Consider the following 19,202-nt stretch of genomic DNA (forward strand, 5'->3'; position numbering starts at 1 on the left):
ATGAAAAAAAGTACCCTAATTTTAACTTTATTGGTCTTATTTGCCTCTAAATCCTTTGGTCAAGCAGAAGCTTCCAATTGGTATTTTGGGGAAAATGCTGGTATCAGCTTTAACATTTATAATGGGCAAATATCTTCGTTGTCTGATGGTAGGCTTTACACTCGTGAAGGTTGCGCCTCAATTTCCAATTCGGAGGGTGAGTTATTGTTCTACACAGATGGAACCACCGTTTATAACTCCAGTCATCAAATAATGCAGAACGGACAAAATCTATTGGGTGACGAATCCAGCACCCAATCAGCCATAGTCGTTCCAAAACCTGATAGCCCAGACATATACTATATTTTCACAGTTGGCTCCAACCAAACCAATACAGGCCTTAACTATTCTGTTGTTGATATGTCAGCTAACGGAGGAGCTGGTGAGGTAATCACCAAAAACTCAAACCTTTTGCCAAATTGTGCAGAAAAGATTTCGGCAGTAGTAAAAGACTGTGAAACCAGATCAATATGGGTGGTAACACTTTCCACGCCAAATGGCTTATTTATAAATCCATTTGAGATAAACACATTTTATGCTTATGAGGTTAATGCTACGGGGGTTAATCCTGTTCCAGTAAAATCAACTTTGCCCATCAGCATTTTCGATTCAAGAGGCTACTTAAAGCTATCCCCAAGTGGTTTAAAAATAGCATGTGCCAATGCACAGTCTGGTTTGTATTTGTTTGATTTTGATTCAGAAACAGGAATTGTAAGCAACCCTCTGCCCTTAGGCATCAATAATCCAAATGATAAGCCATACGGTGTTGAGTTTTCTCCAGACAGCAACTTGCTATACGTTACTTCCTCTAATGATTATTTTAATAGAGAAGACCCAAGGCAAAATGAAGACCCTTTAAACCACAATTCAATTTTATTGCAGTATGACTTAAACGCGGTGGATATTTCCAATAGTCAAATCATATTGGACTCCAGAAATCTTTATCGGGGTGCTCTTCAACTTGGTCCTAACGGAAAAATATATCATGCCTTGAGTGCAACATACGGTACCGGAATTAACAAATTAGGAGCAATTAATAACCCAAATAATGTTGGGCTATCTGCCAACTACCAACATAATGTTATAGACCTTGGAACAAATCGTTCCTCTCAAGGTTTGCCTCCATTTATCGCCTCTTTTTTCGACCAAAAAATTGATATTATCAGAAATGGAAATGAGTCGAACTTTTTGGCACTTTGTGTAGGTGAATCTTATACGCTCGTGGCGGATGATATTTTAGGAGCAAATTACAGTTGGACAAAGGACGGCATTCCGCTTCCCGAAAATGACCTCGATCTTGAGGTGACCGAATCAGGTATTTACAGAGTAGTTATAGAACCACCCGGCAATGATGTTCTTGTAAATAATTGTGGATTTCCAAAAGGAGAAGCTAGGGTTGAAGTTTTTAAGTATCCTGAGGCTTTCGAGGTTTCCTTGTCTCAATGCGATTTAGATTTGAGTTCATTTGGTGTAACGGTGTATAATTTAACTGAGGCTTTTGATATTATATCCAACAGCCCCGAAGAAACTACAGTTTCTTACCATAAGTCCGCTAATGATGCCATTAATGGAGTTAACCCCATTTTGGATATGGAGTCTTATGAGAACTCCTTTCCAAATGAAATTTTACACACCCGGGTAGTCCATAATTTAAGTGGGTGTTACAGTACAGGTACATTGACTTTGGAAATTAGCAACACACAAGTTCCAATATATAGAGCAACTCCCATTTGCGACGAAGTTGGCTCGCCAGATGGTATAAATTTGTTTGAGCTTGAACCCTATGTTGCCGAAATTGCCGGGAATCTCAACATTCCATTAGACCAAATCTATGTGGCATTTTATCAAACTTGGAATGATGCCCTGTTGGAAATCAATGAAATCACAGAATATGAAAACAAAATACCTTACAAAGAAATTCTATACTATAGGGTAGACACCAGTAATAATGATTGCTTTGGAATAAATGAAGTTGAATTAACTGTTGAACGATTACCAGACATTGTAAAGAAAGACACCTCTTTCTACTGCCTGAATGAGTATCCCAGCAAAACCCCTATTAATGCAGGGTTAATTAATGGCTCACCAGGTGATTACACTTATTTATGGTCTACAGGTGAGACCAGCTATGAAATTGGCATTAATGAAATTGGCAATTATAGTGTAACGGTTACAACACGGGCTGGATGCTCAGATGTTCGAACTATAACTATTGAACCATCAAACACTGCGACTATTGAAAACATTGATATCACAGACGCCTCAACAAATAATATGGTTGGCATTACGGTTTCGGGTGAAGGTACTTACGAATTTGCCCTAGTAAACTCACAAAGCGAGATGATAAGACCTTACCAAGAAAGTAACATTTTTGAGAATGTTTTTCCAGGATTATATTCAGTATACGTTAGAGATATTAAATATGATTGTGGCTTTATTGAAGAACCCATTTCAGTTATTGGTTTTCCTAAGTTTTTCACCCCAAACAACGACGGAATAAATGACACTTGGCAAGTTTACGGTGTTTCTGAACTTTTTCAGCCTAACACTAAAATTTTTATTTACAACCGCTATGGCAAACTTATAAAAGAACTTAATCCTCTTGGTGAGGGCTGGAACGGGTCAATCCGAGGCAATAGGCTGCCGAACGACGATTATTGGTTTTCGGTAGAACTTCAAGATGGAAGAATATTTAAAAATCATTTTACGTTGAAACATTAACACAACATAGGTCATAATTAAATATTCTGCAAAAAATTTATTTCATTTTGAACATTAGCAATGAAATCTATAATATCAATTCTCCTATGTTTTTCAAGCCTTTATCTATCGGCTCAGGGCGAAGCTGCCAATTGGTATTTTGGCTATGGGGCAGGTATTAAATTCAACCTTTTTAATGGTACCGTTAGGAGCGTAGACAATGGGCAATTATTTACCAACGAAGGCTGTACATCTATATCGGATAATTCGGGAAACCTTTTATTCTACACCGATGGTTCTTACGTATGGAACAGAAACCATCAATATATGACGGATGGTACAGGATTGTTGGGAGATAGGTCAAGCACGCAATCTGCTATCATTGTACCCAAACCAGGAGACAATGATATCTATTACGTTTTCACAGTAGGATCCAACCGAAGTAATACTGGCCTGCACTACTCCGTGGTTGATATGTCTCAAGAAAACGGATTGGGAGCAGTAACCATAAGAAACACAAGACTACTGTCCCTGTGTTCCGAAAAAATAACGGCTGTTATAAAAGACTGCATTTCCAAATCAATGTGGGTAGTAACTTTTGCTTCAGAAGACGGCAACAGTGCCAGCTATAATACTTTTCATGCCTTTGAAGTAAGCAATAATGGGGTTGACCCAACATCTGTAAAATCAAGTTTCCCTATTAATATTTTAGACCCCCGTGGATACCTAAAACTATCTCCCGATGGAACTAAAATGGCATGCGCCAACTTAAGTGCGGATAATGAAAATTCCACCTCCAACGACCAACTATTTTTATATGATTTTGATACAGCTACTGGAAAGGTTTCTAATTCAGTTGAGTTACAAATTTATGGGCAAAACCATAACCCCTATGGTATAGAGTTTTCACCAAATAGCCAATTACTTTATGTACATTCGTATAATAATTTTCGAGCCGATAACGATGATGGGGAAGATAACGACAATCCAATAAGCCATACTTCCTCATTGGTACAATTCAATCTGGCACGAGCTAATATACAAGGGTCTTTGGCAGTTATTGATGAAAGGCAATTATACCGTGGTGGCCTCCAACTAGGACCAGATGGTAAAATTTACAGAGCGCTTTCTGATACCTATGATACCGGGTTGCCTTTTTTGGGTGTAATAAATGAGCCTAACGAAGTTGGTTTTGCTTGTAATTATCAACATACCGCGGTAGACCTTTCGCCAAACCACTCCGCCCAAGGACTCCCACCTTTTATACAATCTATTTTTAATGTTCAAATTGACATCATCAAAAATGGAGAAAGCGATATTAATTTAACCCTTTGTGAGGGGGAATCATTTAGATTGACCTCGGAAGACATATCGGGAGCCACTTATATTTGGACTCGAGACAATATTCCTCTTTCAAATTCAAAATACGATTTATGGGTAACTGAAATTGGCCATTACAGGGTAACTATCATCCCAAATAATGGCGATTGCACTATAGAAGGACAAGCTTTTGTTCTTTTTAATCCCAGTCCTGAAGCAAATAATCAGGAAATTTTTCAGTGTGACGAAGATGGGCAAAGTGATGGTAGTACTCTATTTAATTTAAACCAAGCAAAAAACCAAATAACTGGTTCAAGCCCTAACCGAACGGTGAAGTTTTATACCGATTTAACCAGAACAAATGAAATAAATGCTGATTCTTACACCAACATTAGTAACCCTCAAACCATTTATGCGAAAGTCATTAATGACGTTACCGGATGCTCAAGCTTGGCTGAGTTAACGCTTTACATCAGCAACACAGATTCACATGACTATCAATATCCAGCAGTTTGTGATGATGATGGTACAGAGGATGGATTTTATAACTTCAATTTAAGAGAGGCTGATAGTGCAATTCTTAACGGTTTACCCACCAGCCTATTTGTTTCATATTACAAAAGCTATAACGACGCACTTTTGGAAATTAATACTTTGGGGGCTTATTTTACAAATACAACACCTTACAACCAAACCATTTATGCCCGTGTGGAAAGTGGTAACAATTGCTTTGGGATTAGTAAGGTCATGCTGACCGTAAATAAATTGCCCGAAATAAATAATTCGGAAATAGCCTATTATTGCATGAATAGAGCGCCAACAGAAGTTCCAATAAATGCTGGTGTTTTAAGTGGTTCTACTGACAGGTATACTTATCTATGGAATACCGGTGAAACCAGTTACTCAATTCAAATTAATGGGCTCGGCAATTTTAATGTTACAGCAACCGATTCCAATGGGTGTTCAAAAACTAAAACGATTAATGTCATGCCTTCCAATCCAGCCAACATTGAAGACATTAAAGTAATGGATGGTATTATTAACAACATTATAACTGTTATTGTCTCGGGTGAAGGCTCTTATCAATACAGTTTAGTAAACAATGATGATTTAGTTGTAATTCATTTTCAAGACAACCATATTTTTGAAAATGTTCCACCAGGTTTGTACAAAATATACGTTAGAGATATTAAGAATGATTGTGGCACGGTGGACGAATTGGTTTCAGTTATTGGCTTCCCCAAATTTTTTACGCCAAACAATGATGGCATTAATGACACTTGGCAAGTTCAAGGGGTAAACAGTATGTTTCAACCAAACACCAAAATTTTAATATTCAATAGATTAGGCAAACTGGTAAAAGAATTAGACCCCTTGGGAGAGGGTTGGAATGGCCTATTTAATGGGCATATACTACCTAGTGATGATTATTGGTTTTCAGTTAAACTGCAAGATGGTAGAATATTTAAAAATAACTTTACGTTAAAACATTAAAACTGAAAGAATAAAACCAATAAAATAATACGTTTTGTCGATTTATTTTGCATTTCACCCAAAAAACACCTACTTTTCACCACAAATTCACCCTAATTAAAGGAATGTTTTTTTGTCCAAATAAAACCAAACAGAATCACCTACTTTATATGAGATTTATTTACCTCATCTTGTTCTTATTAATCCTTGGAAACAAGAAGCTATTTTCACAACAAATCACTGTTGATGATTCTGTGGGTCTGCAATCTTTAATACAAGATAATCTAGTAGACGGTTGTGTTGATATTTCAAACATCAGCTCTTCGGTAAATGGATCGGCCACGGGCTTGGCCAGTTATGCCTATTTTGAACGTGGGAATTCGAATTTCCCTTTTACCAATGGAATAATGCTTTCAACTGGGGCGGCTGCTTCTGGCGGAAATTCACTTATAGCCCCTACCTTAAGTGAAGGTGTAACAACTTGGGGCACAGATCCAGATTTAGAAACCGCTTTGGGGGTTACCAATACCGTTAACGCCACTTCCATAGAGTTCGATTTTGTTTCCATATCAAATCAATTTCAATTTAATTACCTATTGGCTTCGGAAGAATATTTTGGTATTAATCCGTGCCAATTTTCTGATGGATTTGTTTTTTTAATCAGGGAAGCTAGCAGCACAGGCCCTTACCAAAATATTGCATTGGTGCCAGGCACGTCAACCCCGGTAAATACCAACACCATACATGACGAAATTTATGGGGTTTGCCCAGCACAGAACAACCAATATTTTGATGGCTACGACATAGGCGACACAAATTATAACGGAAGAACCACAGTTTTAACAGCTTCAGGAACCATACAACCCAATGTTACTTATCATATCAAACTAATAATCGCCGACCAAACCGATAGCACCTTTGATTCTGCCGTTTTTATTGAAGGAGACAGTTTTAGGGTTTTAGACTTGGGGGAAGATATTTCTACTTGTGCCAGTTCAACAGCTTTAAATGCCGACCTTCAAAACCCATTGGCTTCCTACGCTTGGTATTTAGACGGCAGTCTAATTGCTGGAGCTTTGGGACCAACTTTTACTGCTGTTCAAAATGGAACCTACAGAGTTGAAGTTTCTGTACCAATAAATGGATCTTCTTGTGTTGAGGATGACGAAATTGTGGTGGTTTTAAACACAGAAGAACCTATTGAGCCCGTTTCAGATTATGAACTATGTGACGACGCGAGCAGCAATGGAACTGAAATATTCGACCTGTCAACCAAAGATGCGGAACTTATTCCTAACATCCCTTTTACAAATTATGACTTTAGCTACCACTATTCTGAAGCCGAAGCTAGAGCAAACATCAATCCAATAACAAGCCCAATTTCAAATACGGTTAGCCCGCAGGAGATTTTTATCCGTATTCAGGATTTAGATAGTCCATGTTTTTCATACACCAGTTTCAATTTGATTGTAAATAGTTTACCTAATATAGTTGACCCGACGCCATTTGAGGTCTGCGACGGTGATGATAATCCAGATGGCTATGCCATTATTGATTTATCACAAAAAAACGATGAAATTACTGGTGGACAAACCAACTATTTTGTTACATATCATTACAACGCTCTGGATGCGAGTACAGGAAATAATCCCATCCCTACGCCTTACATTAACAATAATACACCAACAGATAATCTTTTTGTTAGGGTTGTCGATACCTCAACAGGCTGTGTAAACAGCACAACCTTGCAAGTTAATGTTACTGTTAGTCCAATAGTCAATAGAGACACACAATATCTGGACGCCTGCGATTCAGATTTAGACGGTACAGCTAACTTCGATTTAACCGAGGTCATTGCTCCTATATTGAACGGTTTGACTGGTGTTTCAACAAGCTTCCATACAACATTTGACGATGCGCAAATGAATATCAATACCATTGCAGATGAGACAAACTATCAATATGCAAATGCCATAGTTGAACCCGGTTCGGCCACAATTTATTTGAGAATAGAAGACGATACGACAGGTTGTGCAACCATAGTTCCTTTTGAAGTCCATACAAACCTTTTGCTCACAGGGACCGATACAGGTGACTTTGCGCTTTGCGACACCAATGATGACACCAATGACACCTTAGAGTTCAACCTATTTACCGTAGAAACTTTTATTGCCAACGATTTACCAAACCCTATAATGGTAACCTTTTATGAAACAGAAACTGATCGTGATAATGGCACTAACCTCATTGACAAAACAACACCATATGCAGCGGTAAGTCCGCAAGTGCTTTATATAACCATTGATGATGGAAATTGTACTGAAAGTACTGAAATTACACTTTTAATCAATCCTATTTTGCTCTTCAACAATGTAACCTTACCCTATTGTGATGATGACGATGATGGCATTGCGAGCATAGATTTGCATTCACTCGATGATACCATAACAGGAGGTGACCCCAATTTTATAGTAAGTTACTTTGATAATCAAGCAGACGCTGATAACAACAATGAAGCCAATCAACTACCTCCTTTTTATAATAACACATCCTCGGTAGAAACATTATATGCTCGGATTGAAAGCATAAATTCTGGATGTTCAACCGTAAATCCGTTTCAAATTGAGGTACACACAGCACCATCAACTACACAACCTACTGATGTTGTAATTTGTGATAACGACCAAGACGGATTTTCACCAATTAACCTAAATGCTAAAATTCCTGAAGTCGTTCCTAGCACTACCGGATTGGATATAGATTTTTTCACCTCTTTTGAGGATGCCAATGCCAAAACCAATGAAATTCCGGATGCGGAAAGAGACGGCTATAATTCTAACACGCAAACCATATTCATCCGCATAGAAGATATTGCTAGTGGCACAGGTTGCTATGCCATTGAATCTTTTGAGGCTATAGTTAATACATTACCTGTTTTCCCTGTAATTAGCAATTTTCAATTATGTGAGGATGACAACGATAGAACTGCAGATTTTTTATTGGCCGATAAAGATGCTGAAATATTGAACGGGCAAACAGGTAAAGAAGTTTTTTATTTTGAAGATGCCGTGTTAACAATCCCAATTGACAAAAACAATCTATATCAAAACATTAGCAGTCCTCAAACCATTTATGTCCGTGTGGAAAATATTACTGACCCCAGTTGTTTTGGAACTTCATCCTTTATTATACAGGTATCACCAGACCCTGTTTACAACCCAATTGTGGATTATTTGATTTGTGATGACGATAGTAATGACGGTAAACATCAATTTGATTTAAGTGCAAAAGCCGATGAAATCAGATTAGGTTCGCCAGATGTATTGAATATTTCATTTCACGTTACACGCGCTTTCGCAGAAGCAAATACTAATCCATTACCTGCAACCTATACCAATGTTGCAAATCCACAAAGTATTTATGTTCGGATAGAAAGTGACGATTCGTTATGTTATGTAATTGAAGAATTAGGAATTAATATTATTGCCGCCCCCGACGTTTTAGTTGGGGCTCCCTCACTAACAGAATGCTCACCTAATTATAGTGGGCAGGCCACTTTCAATTTAACATTTTACAATATAGATACCCAAACCACAGATTTTGAAATACTGGACCGGGTTAAAAGCAACCTGACAATTGATTATTTTGAAAACGAAACAGATATCAACACTAATGACGGATTGGACAACTCTAATGCCATCGTAAATCCAACCAATTTCTTGACTAATGGACAAACCGTTTATATTAAAATTGCCAACACGCTAACGGGGTGTTTTATTGTTGTTCCTTTGCAACTTAATGTAAATGCCCCACCAGCAACCAATACGATTGGTACTATTGAAATTTGTGATAATGAAACACAAACCTTCGACCTATCATTGGTTAACAATTTTGTGGTTGATGACCCCACAGCGGTAAACCTATCCTATCACGAAAATCAAAGCGATGCCGAAAACAATGTTTCACCATTGGGCAACACATATATTTATTCAACAAGTAACCATATAATTTATGTGAGAGTCGCAAACCCCCAAACAGGCTGCTTTATTGCACAGCCTTTCAACTTGCAGATAAATGAAACCCCCATTGCCAACACACCACCAGATTTAGTTGAATGTGATGATGATTATGATAATCTTTTAGTTTTTAATCTAGGTCAAAATAACAGTGCCATTTTAGGCTCTCAAAACGCTTCAGATTATAGTATTACGTTTTATTTAAATATAACTAATGCAGAAAACGACACGAATCGATTAAACAGATTCTATCGAGCTACCGATGGAGAAACCATTTATGCCCGCCTTGAAAATAAAAACACTGGTTGCTACAGTACAACACAATTCAACACCAGAATCAATCCGTTGCCAATCGTCCCAGTTAACGACATTATCCCATTATGCAACGACCAACCAGTTACTGTAAGTGCTGACACAGGCTTTGCCGGCGACATCTATTTATGGTCTACGGGTGCAACAACTTCAGAAATCATTATTGATCCAGATGGTATTGGCGATTATAGTGTTACAGTGACAAGGCCAAACATAATTGGATCGGATTGCACCCATACGCACAATTTTAGTGTTGTGGAATCTGATAGCGCAACCATTAATTTCACCCAAACAGTTGACTTTGCAGACCCAAACAGTATAACCGTTGATGTCAGCGGTATTGGAGATTATGTATATATTTTGGATGATGGAGAACCACAAACTTCCAATATTTTTGAAAACGTGTCTTTTGGCCCGCATTTGGTAACGGTCAGGGACTTAAATGGTTGTCTTGATGCCACACGGGAGGTTATGGTTATAGATATACCTAAATTTTTCACGCCAAACAATGATGGTGCCTATGACACTTGGCATATTGTAGGCGTTAACCAATTGCCCGGAACACTTGTCTATATTTATAACAAGTATGGTAAACTTCTCAAAAATTTAGCTCATACTTCTTCAGGTTGGGATGGCACTTTTAATGGGCAAAATATGCCTTCGGATGATTATTGGTTTGTTGCAGAAGTGCTTCAAAATGGCGAAACTTTTGAAATAAAAGGCCACTTTGCACTAAAACGATAGACCATTTATTTTGCGTAATTTTGCAAAATGAAGTTTAAAATTGTCTCAGATTTTAGTCCCACTGGAGATCAGCCTAAAGCCATTGAGCAACTCGTTGATGGCATCCATTCCTATGAAAAATATCAAACCTTACTTGGTGTAACAGGTTCTGGTAAAACCTTTACCGTTGCTAATGTTATCCAAGAAGTTCAGCGGCCAACCCTAGTTTTAGCACACAACAAAACTTTGGCTGCCCAATTATATTCTGAGTTCAAACAGTTTTTCCCTAATAACGCCGTTGAATATTTTGTTTCCTATTACGATTACTATCAACCTGAAGCTTACATTCCTGTTTCAGGAGTTTATATTGAAAAGGATTTATCCATCAATGAAGAAATAGAAAAAATGCGATTGAGCACAACATCTTCCCTACTTTCGGGAAGGCGGGATGTTTTGGTGGTAGCTTCGGTTTCTTGTTTATATGGTATTGGTAACCCTGTTGAATTTCAAAAAAATGTGATTACTTTGGAACGTGACCAGGTTATTTCAAGAACAAAACTTCTTCATCAATTGGTTCAGAGTTTATATTCAAGAACTGAAGGTGAATTCAATCATGGTAATTTTAGAATTAAAGGCGACACGGTAGATATATTCCCGAGTTATGCAGATGATGCCTTCCGCATTCATTTCTTTGGTGATGAAATTGAAGATATTGAGTCCTTCAACATTCAAACCAATCAGGTTGTCGAAAAATATGATCGATTGAATATTTATCCGGCAAATATGTTTGTGACTTCACCTGAAATCCTACAAGCCGCTATAAAGGACATTCAAGATGATTTGGTAAAGCAACATGATTATTTTAAGGAAATTGGCAAACATCTTGAAGCCAAACGCTTAAAAGAGCGCACCGAGTTTGATTTGGAAATGATTCGCGAATTGGGATACTGTTCGGGAATAGAAAACTACTCCAGGTATTTGGATGGCAGAAAACCTGGCTCAAGACCTTTTTGCCTTTTAGATTATTTCCCTGATGATTATTTAATGGTAGTTGACGAAAGCCATGTAACCATTTCTCAAGTACATGCCATGTACGGTGGAGATAGAAGTCGAAAGGAAAACTTGGTGGAATATGGTTTTAGATTGCCAGCAGCCATGGACAACCGCCCATTAAAATTTGAAGAATTTGAAGCGCTTCAAAATCTAGTTATTTACGTAAGTGCAACACCAGCGGATTACGAATTGCAAAAAACCGATGGTGTTTATGTGGAGCAGGTTATACGACCAACAGGACTTTTAGATCCAGAAATTGAAGTTCGTCCAAGCTTAAACCAGATTGATGACTTAATTGAGGAAATTCAACTTCGCGTAGAAAAGGACGAACGCACTTTAGTTACCACATTAACCAAAAGAATGGCCGAGGAATTGACCAAATATTTAGAAAGGATACAAGTTCGTTGTCGTTACATTCATAGTGACGTTGATACTTTAGAGCGCGTTGAAATCATGCAAGATTTACGTAAAGGTTTGTTTGATGTGTTGGTAGGTGTAAACTTATTGAGGGAAGGTTTAGACCTGCCTGAAGTTTCTCTTGTTGCCATTTTGGATGCGGACAAGGAAGGGTTTTTACGTTCAGCCCGATCATTAACACAAACTGTTGGACGCGCTGCCAGAAACTTAAACGGAAAAGCCATTATGTATGCCGATAAAATAACGAACAGCATGCAAAAAACCATAGACGAGACCAATTACAGACGCGAAAAACAAATAGAGTACAATTCTGCGAATAATATCAAGCCAAAATCATTAAATAAAAGTTTGGATAACGCATTGGCCAAAAACTCTGTAAGCACATACAGTTATCAATTGGAAGCGGCGAAAGCGGCAGAGCCTGAAAGTGAATATTTAAGCAAATCTGAACTTGAGAAAAAAATACGGGATAAACGCAAACTCATGGAAGAAGCGGCCAAAGCACTAGATTTTCTCGTTGCCGCAAAACTGAGGGATGAAATAAAAACCTTTCAGAATAAACTAGAAAAGCTAAAAGTTTAAACTTTTAGCTTTCTTTTTTACAACTTTTGAATTGTAATCAACACTTATAATTATGTCTCTTCGGATACGCCCTAAGAGAAAAAGATTAGTTATACTGTGTTTTGAAAATATCTATCAAAACATCAGGTGGAACTATTTTGTTTGGAAAACTTTCCATTAAGTACAATACTTTGGCAATAGACTCATGGCTAAGCCCCATACGTAAGCCAAAATTATATAATTTCGTTACTCCAGCTCTATTATTTTCGTCTCCTTCACCGTACTGTTGTTCAATATTCATCAACAATACCAGTCTATGAAACTGAACAATGCGCTCACTATGAGATTTTAAATGAGTGTACGAAATAGGATTCTCTAATAAGTATTCAAAATCTTCTCGTGATATATCTAGCTGTTTTGCCACTCCCAGCAAAAAGTTATATTCTATTCTCCGTATATCTTTGTCATATTTTGCAAAGGCAATCATTTCAGACAAAAGACTTAATTTTTCTACTCTATTAATCATTGTGTCAAGGGATGAATTAATTACATTCTAAAGTTACGCATAAAAGTTAATTAATAATCGTAGATATAGCGTAGCTTATCGAAAAACACCAAGTAGTTAATCGTTGATTTTATTTATTTCATCAAGAGTTGATTTTTATTTGGCTATAAAATTTGTATTTCGTCATTTTCCTATTCAAACCTACCAAAAGATAATCATATTTTAAATAATTGTAAATCAATTGATTATAAAATAAAATATCCTTTTAAAACAAAAATTTCAAAAACCAATTTTTAAGGTATCTTTACACAAGCATTAAAACGTCAATTCTAAAGATTCTTTTGAGCAAAATCGACGAAATGCATTGGTAATAAATCGAGACTTAAAAATATGACCAATAACGACATTTTAAAAAAACTTAGGGTTGCCCTTAAACTTAGAGATGATGAAATTGTTAAAATTTTAGAATTGGTAGATTTTCGAATTTCAAAAAGTGAACTTGGTGCTTTTTTTAGGAGAGAAGATCATCCCAAATATATGGAGTGCGGTGACCAAATTTTAAGGAATTTTTTAAATGGTTTGGTTATTCATTTAAGAGGCCCCATGCCGGACCAAAAAGAAAACAAAAAAGGAGCAACTAAATAAATAGCAGCTCCTTTTTTGTTTTTATAAGTTTGAGTACTAGGCCAAAACTTCCTGTACTTTATCTGCGGCTTCTTGAAACTCGGTTGCACTTAGCACAGCCAAACCTGAATTATCAATCAATTCTTTGGCGATATCGGCATTTGTGCCTTGCAAGCGCACAATGATTGGCACGTTAATATTACCCATATTCTTATAGGCATCAATAACACCTTGGGCTACCCTATCACAACGTACAATACCACCAAAAATATTAATTAAAATAGCTTTAACCGCCGGGTCTTTTAATATTATCTTAAAAGCGGCTTCAACTCGGGCAGCATCAGCAGTACCACCTACATCCAAAAAATTGGCTGGTTCACCACCCGCTTGTTTAATCAAATCCATTGTAGCCATGGCCAAACCTGCACCGTTAACCATACAACCCACATTACCATCTAAATCAACATAATTTAAACCTTTTTCACCAGCCTCTACTTCAATGGCGCTTTCTTCCCGAATATCTCTTAAATCAACATAATCTTTATGTCTGTAAAGGGCATTGTCATCAATGGTAACCTTGGCATCAACCGCAAGTATTTTATTATCGCTCGTTTTAAGAACCGGATTAATTTCAAATAATGAAGAATCTGACTTTATATAAGCCGTATATAAAGCACTAACAAATTTTGTCATTTCCTTAAACGCAGCTCCTGACAACCCTAAATTAAACGCAATACGACGGGCTTGAAAAGGCATTAAACCAACAGACGGGTCAATTTCCTCGGTAAAGATTAAATGGGGTGTTTCTTCAGCAACCGTTTCAATATCCATTCCACCTTCTGTAGAATACATAATCATATTTCGCCCAGTTCCCCTGTTCAACAAAACAGACATGTAAAATTCACTGGTTTCACTTTCTCCTGGATAATACACATCTTCGGCAACCAAAACTTGATGAACCCTTTTTCCAGCAGCAGAAGTTTGAGGCGTAACCAGATCCATTCCGATAATTTGGCCAGCAAGCTCTTCAACTTCCTTTAAGTTTTTGGCAAGTTTTACACCACCACCTTTTCCGCGACCACCAGCATGAACCTGTGCTTTTATAACGTACCAGCTTGTACCAGTTTCATTAGTCAATTGTTTGGCAGCAGCAACTGCATCTTTTGCATTTTGGGCAACTATTCCACGCTGAATGCGCACGCCAAAACTACTTAATATCTCTTTGCCTTGATACTCGTGTAAATTCATAATATGCTTGATAAGTTTAAGAAGCACAAATGTAAATAATAGCGTTAACTTACCCTAATATTTAATTGCTAAAACTTTTAACTAAGTTATGGGTTAATAAGATTGTTAAATAATTAACATTTTGTTTAATTTGTATAAATTTTTAATGAATTATTTTTTATACCCATTTATGAAATATCTTTGCCAAAAATTTTGAAGTTATGACAGAAAATCAATTGCTTAAAATTGTACAAGAGTTTGGCAGCCCAATTTATGTTTATGATGCACACAAAATTGAGGCACAGTATAAAAGACTGACCAATGCGTTTAAAAACGTAAAGAAGTTGAAACTCAACTATGCAGTTAAAGCATTGTCTAATATATCAATATTAAAACTTTTTAAAAAGTTAGGTTCTGGCATTGATACGGTATCCATTCAGGAAGTGCGATTGGGATTGGCCGCTGGCTTTCAACCTGAAGAAATCATTTTTACACCTAACGGAGTTTCTTTAAGCGAAATTGAAGAAGCCGCTCAACTTGGTGTTAAAATCAATATAGACAACCTCTCTATTTTGGAGCAGTTTGGTACAAAACACCCTAACATTCCAGTTTGTATCCGCATAAACCCACATGTTATGGCTGGTGGAAACGCCAATATATCTGTTGGTCATATCGACTCAAAATTCGGCATTTCAATACACCAAATACCCCACATTCTGCGCATTGTGGAAAACACCAAAATGAATGTTAACGGCATACACATGCATACTGGAAGCGATATTTTGGACGTCGAAGTATTTTTGTATGCTAGCGAAATTTTGTTTGATACGGCTAAACAGTTTAAAAATTTGGATTTTATAGATTTTGGTTCTGGCTTTAAAGTCCCTTACAAACAAGGTGATATTGAAACCAATATTGAGGAATTAGGCAAAAAATTATCTGCAAGGTTCAACGAGTTTTGCAAAGATTATGGCAAAGATTTAACCTTGGCGTTCGAACCTGGTAAATTTTTGGTGAGTGAATCAGGTTACTTTTTAACGCATGTTAATGCCGTAAAACAAACCACCTCTACGGTTTTTGCACAAGTTGATTCTGGTTTCAACCATTTAATTCGCCCAATGTTTTATGGTTCGCACCACGATATTATTAACATTTCCAATCCTAAGGGTCGGGAACGTTTTTACACTGTTGTAGGGTATATTTGTGAGACAGACACCTTTGCAAATAATCGTCGCATAAATGAAATTAATGAAGGCGATGTACTTTGTTTTAAAAATGCAGGAGCTTACTGCTTTTCTATGGCGAGCAACTATAACTCTAGGTTTAGACCTGCAGAAGTATTGTGGTACAATGACAAAGCCCATTTAATCAGAAAGCGCGAAACGTTTGAAGATATTCTACACAACCAAGTAGAAGTTGACTTTACCGATAAGAAAGAAAAACAATTGGTTTAATAAATCCGGTTTAATATTAGTGGACAAAAATGCTTAACAAATGTTAAGCATTTTTTATTATTGGCCTAATGTTATGAATATATTTTAATAAAGTTGCTAATATTCATTATTTTCTTTAATATTATCAGCCATTCCCTAAGTCTTTTTATAATTTGTTTACTAATGAAAAGACATTTTGCATTTTCAATTTTAATTACCAAAAATCCAAGCTTTTCTTTAAAAGCTCAAACATTATTAAAATTTACGTCCGTTTACACCTCTCCAACTTTCGGATTGGAAACATCAATATTGTCTTCTTAATTATTAACCTTTAAACCAACCAAAATGAAAAATTCAGTACAACTTTTACTCGTCATTATCTCTTTAAGTTTAATGTCCTGCGGCAACGGAAAAATTGAAAAAGACATTAAAATGTACACCAGCACATGGGATGAAATCATTAACAATGCCAAAATCGACCTAATAAACAGCAACAATTTTACGGAAGACATTACATTGGTGGCCAGTCCAGAAAACATCGTGGGTATTGATGGCTTTAAAGCCTATTATCAAAACTTCATTACGGGATTTTCGGAAGTAAATTTTACCGTCGTTGATGTACTAGGGCAAAATGACAAAATTGTAAAACATTGGACATTTAAAGGGAAGCACACTGGCGACTTCTTTGGGATTCCAGCCACAGGAAATTCGGTTGACGTTGAAGGCGTAACCATTGCAAAAATCAAAGATGGCAAAATCGCGCAAGAACAGGATTTTATGGACAATTTAGCTTTTATGTCACAACTCGGTATTGACCCTTTACTAAATCCAAATAACGTCATTACCATCAGAAAGCTATATAATGACTTTGCTTCAGGTGATATTCCAGCGGTAGGAGCTGCCATGGATGAAAACATGATATGGAATGAAGCGGAAAATTTCCCTTTTGCAAATGGGAATCCTTACAAAGGTTTTGAAGCCGTTTTAGAAGGTGTATTTTCCAGAATCATGGAAGACTGGGAATATTGGAACCTAACAGATATGTCCTTCCATGAAATGACAAATGATAAAATTTTAGTCACTGGAAGATACAATGCCAAATACAAAAAGAATGCTGCAACCATGAACTTACAAATGGCTCATTTATGGACTCTTAAAGATGGAAAAATAATCAATTTTCAACAATTTGCGGACACCAAAGGTATTGCCGACACAATGGCCAAATAATTTTAATACCAACCAACCAAAATGAAATTAAAACTCACTCTAATCAATGCCATAACTTTAACTGTTATTGGCATCTCTGCCTTTGGGCTTTACTGGCATTCACAAGATTTTTACCCAATTTTAAATTGCAAAAAGCATTTTATGACTTAGAAAGGAACAAATCTGAAAAACCAAATAGAAAACCTTTTTGTTTTGGACTCTTCAGCAATGCTTTTAATTCCCATCGCTCATATTATGTAATGCAGTTTATTTATTTTCAATTATAATTTTAAAGTATGGACCTAAAGAATGCCACCCTTGCTCCCACTAAACTCTCAGACCGCATCCAATCCCTCGATATAATGAGAGGGATAGTAGTTTTTGGTATTTTAATAATGAATATTAATGGTATGGGGCTTGCCCGTGCTTACGACAATCCTTCGGTTTCTGGAGGCGTAACAGGGTGGGATCTTATTACTTGGATAACGGCCAATATGTTTTTTGAAGGTACCATGCGCGCCTTATTTTCGTTGCTTTTTGGCGTTGGTATGTTTATATTCTTAGACCGACTTGAAAAAAAGGGTGCAGGCATAGAAGCTACCAATATCTACTTTAGAAGATTATTATGGCTATTAATTTTCGGATTGATTCATGGTTATATCTTACTTTGGGAAGGTGAAATCTTATATAATTATGCCTTAATGGGCTTTGTTATATTTTCATTTAGGTTAATGAATCCAAAAAAGTTAATATTCATTACATTATTATTGTTGATTGGAGGGTTTTTATGGGGCTATTTTGAGCACCAAAATGATTTAAGATTAGTTGAACAGGCAACCATAGCAGAAGAATATAAGGCTTTAGACAAACCGCTGAGCAAAGAACTGGATGAAGCTCTTGAAAAGTGGGAAACCATACAAGAAGAGAAATCTTCCGAGTCTATAGCTGATTACAATGAAAATATGCGTAAAAACTATTTTTCGGTAATGGGGTTTTTAGCTCCTATCATTACGCATGAAAATGAGCACTTTCCTTATAGGCATGATTGGTATGATGTTCTTGGTATGATGCTATTAGGTATAGCTTTTTTTAAAATGAATATCCTTTCGGCTGAAAAATCATTTAGGTTTTATGGAATCATGGCTATTATAGGTTACAGCATAGGGTTAACGGTAAATTATTACGAAACCAAATTAATAATAGACAGCGGCTTTTCTTTTCTTGGAATCTCAAAATCCTATCTAACCTATGAACTTGGGAGAATACCGGTGTCATTGGGACATATCGCTATGATTATGCTTTTTTGCAAAATGCCAATCTTAAACTGGTTGAAAACAAGTCTCTCAGCAGTTGGTAAAATGGCATTAACCAATTATGTCATGCATTCGGTATTTGCACTATTCATTTTTACAGGGGCTGGATTTGGATTATTTGGTAAATTGCACCGTCATGAACTTATGTATATCGTATTTTCGATTTGGATTTTCCAACTTATCATTAGCCCAATCTGGTTAAAATATTTTTATTTTGGCCCATTGGAATGGATTTGGAGAAATCTTAGCTATCAAAAAAAATACGTATTCAGAAAATAAA

Annotated in this window: 10 protein-coding genes; 8 read left to right on the top strand and 2 right to left on the bottom strand. The window is 36.6% G+C overall.

Annotated features, from left to right (window positions below; genetic code table 11):
- The 4 genes from ACB104_RS09290 (at position 1) to uvrB (ending at position 12,635) form a co-directional block, all read left to right on the top strand.
- Positions 1-2,760, top strand: coding sequence for a T9SS type B sorting domain-containing protein (locus ACB104_RS09290; RefSeq protein WP_370478150.1), 2,760 nt, complete (start codon positions 1-3; stop codon positions 2,758-2,760).
- A 60-nt stretch (positions 2,761-2,820) separates the two neighbouring features.
- Positions 2,821-5,553: a T9SS type B sorting domain-containing protein gene (locus ACB104_RS09295; protein WP_370478152.1), complete on the top strand. Its 2,733-nt coding sequence runs from the start codon at positions 2,821-2,823 to the stop codon at positions 5,551-5,553.
- A gap of 149 nt (positions 5,554-5,702) precedes the next feature.
- The gene (locus tag ACB104_RS09300; RefSeq protein ID WP_370478153.1) at positions 5,703-10,604 is read left to right on the top strand and encodes a T9SS type B sorting domain-containing protein; all 4,902 of its coding nucleotides are present in this window, start codon (positions 5,703-5,705) and stop codon (positions 10,602-10,604) included.
- A gap of 27 nt (positions 10,605-10,631) precedes the next feature.
- Positions 10,632-12,635, top strand: a complete 2,004-nt coding sequence (uvrB, locus tag ACB104_RS09305) for an excinuclease ABC subunit UvrB (RefSeq protein ID WP_370478155.1) — start codon at positions 10,632-10,634, stop codon at positions 12,633-12,635.
- Between the two features lie 85 nt (positions 12,636-12,720).
- Here the strand turns inward: uvrB and ACB104_RS09310 are convergent, their stop codons facing one another.
- Positions 12,721-13,140 carry a TerB family tellurite resistance protein gene (locus ACB104_RS09310; protein WP_370478157.1) on the bottom strand — a complete coding sequence of 140 codons (420 nt, stop codon included), beginning with the start codon at positions 13,138-13,140 and terminating at the stop codon, positions 12,721-12,723.
- A gap of 369 nt (positions 13,141-13,509) precedes the next feature.
- On the opposite strand from ACB104_RS09310, the gene ACB104_RS09315 reads away from it, so the two are divergent.
- Positions 13,510-13,764 carry a DUF1456 family protein gene (locus ACB104_RS09315; RefSeq protein ID WP_370478158.1) on the top strand — a complete coding sequence of 85 codons (255 nt, stop codon included), beginning with the start codon at positions 13,510-13,512 and terminating at the stop codon, positions 13,762-13,764.
- 36 nt (positions 13,765-13,800) lie between these two features.
- Here ACB104_RS09315 and sucC read toward each other — a convergent pair whose 3' ends face one another.
- Positions 13,801-14,991 (bottom strand): ADP-forming succinate--CoA ligase subunit beta, encoded by a 1,191-nt coding sequence (gene sucC, locus ACB104_RS09320; RefSeq protein WP_370478160.1) that lies wholly within the window; start codon positions 14,989-14,991, stop codon positions 13,801-13,803.
- Positions 14,992-15,191: 200 nt separating this feature from the next.
- Here sucC and lysA point away from each other — a divergent pair, with 200 nt between their 5' ends.
- The 3 genes from lysA (at position 15,192) to ACB104_RS09335 (ending at position 19,201) form a co-directional block, all read left to right on the top strand.
- Positions 15,192-16,424 carry a diaminopimelate decarboxylase gene (gene lysA, locus ACB104_RS09325; protein ID WP_370478162.1) on the top strand — a complete coding sequence of 411 codons (1,233 nt, stop codon included), beginning with the start codon at positions 15,192-15,194 and terminating at the stop codon, positions 16,422-16,424.
- A 324-nt stretch (positions 16,425-16,748) separates the two neighbouring features.
- Positions 16,749-17,630: an ester cyclase gene (locus ACB104_RS09330; protein ID WP_370478164.1), complete on the top strand. Its 882-nt coding sequence runs from the start codon at positions 16,749-16,751 to the stop codon at positions 17,628-17,630.
- A gap of 275 nt (positions 17,631-17,905) precedes the next feature.
- The gene (locus tag ACB104_RS09335) at positions 17,906-19,201 is read left to right on the top strand and encodes a DUF418 domain-containing protein (protein ID WP_370478165.1); all 1,296 of its coding nucleotides are present in this window, start codon (positions 17,906-17,908) and stop codon (positions 19,199-19,201) included.
- The last annotated feature ends 1 nt before the right edge of the window (position 19,202 follow it).

The sequence above is a fragment of the Tamlana flava genome, assembly GCF_041287255.1.
Classification (GTDB): domain Bacteria; phylum Bacteroidota; class Bacteroidia; order Flavobacteriales; family Flavobacteriaceae; genus Tamlana; species Tamlana flava.

Coding starts and splice junctions, on each gene's coding strand:
- ACB104_RS09290 (WP_370478150.1), top strand. CDS start 1: ATGAAAAAAAGTACCCTAATTTTAACTTTATTGGTCTTATTTGCCTCT.
- sucC (WP_370478160.1), bottom strand. CDS start 14,991: ATGAATTTACACGAGTATCAAGGCAAAGAGATATTAAGTAGTTTTGGC.
- ACB104_RS09300 (WP_370478153.1), top strand. CDS start 5,703: ATGAGATTTATTTACCTCATCTTGTTCTTATTAATCCTTGGAAACAAG.
- ACB104_RS09335 (WP_370478165.1), top strand. CDS start 17,906: ATGGACCTAAAGAATGCCACCCTTGCTCCCACTAAACTCTCAGACCGC.
- ACB104_RS09315 (WP_370478158.1), top strand. CDS start 13,510: ATGACCAATAACGACATTTTAAAAAAACTTAGGGTTGCCCTTAAACTT.
- lysA (WP_370478162.1), top strand. CDS start 15,192: ATGACAGAAAATCAATTGCTTAAAATTGTACAAGAGTTTGGCAGCCCA.
- ACB104_RS09310 (WP_370478157.1), bottom strand. CDS start 13,140: ATGATTAATAGAGTAGAAAAATTAAGTCTTTTGTCTGAAATGATTGCC.
- ACB104_RS09295 (WP_370478152.1), top strand. CDS start 2,821: ATGAAATCTATAATATCAATTCTCCTATGTTTTTCAAGCCTTTATCTA.
- ACB104_RS09330 (WP_370478164.1), top strand. CDS start 16,749: ATGAAAAATTCAGTACAACTTTTACTCGTCATTATCTCTTTAAGTTTA.
- uvrB (WP_370478155.1), top strand. CDS start 10,632: ATGAAGTTTAAAATTGTCTCAGATTTTAGTCCCACTGGAGATCAGCCT.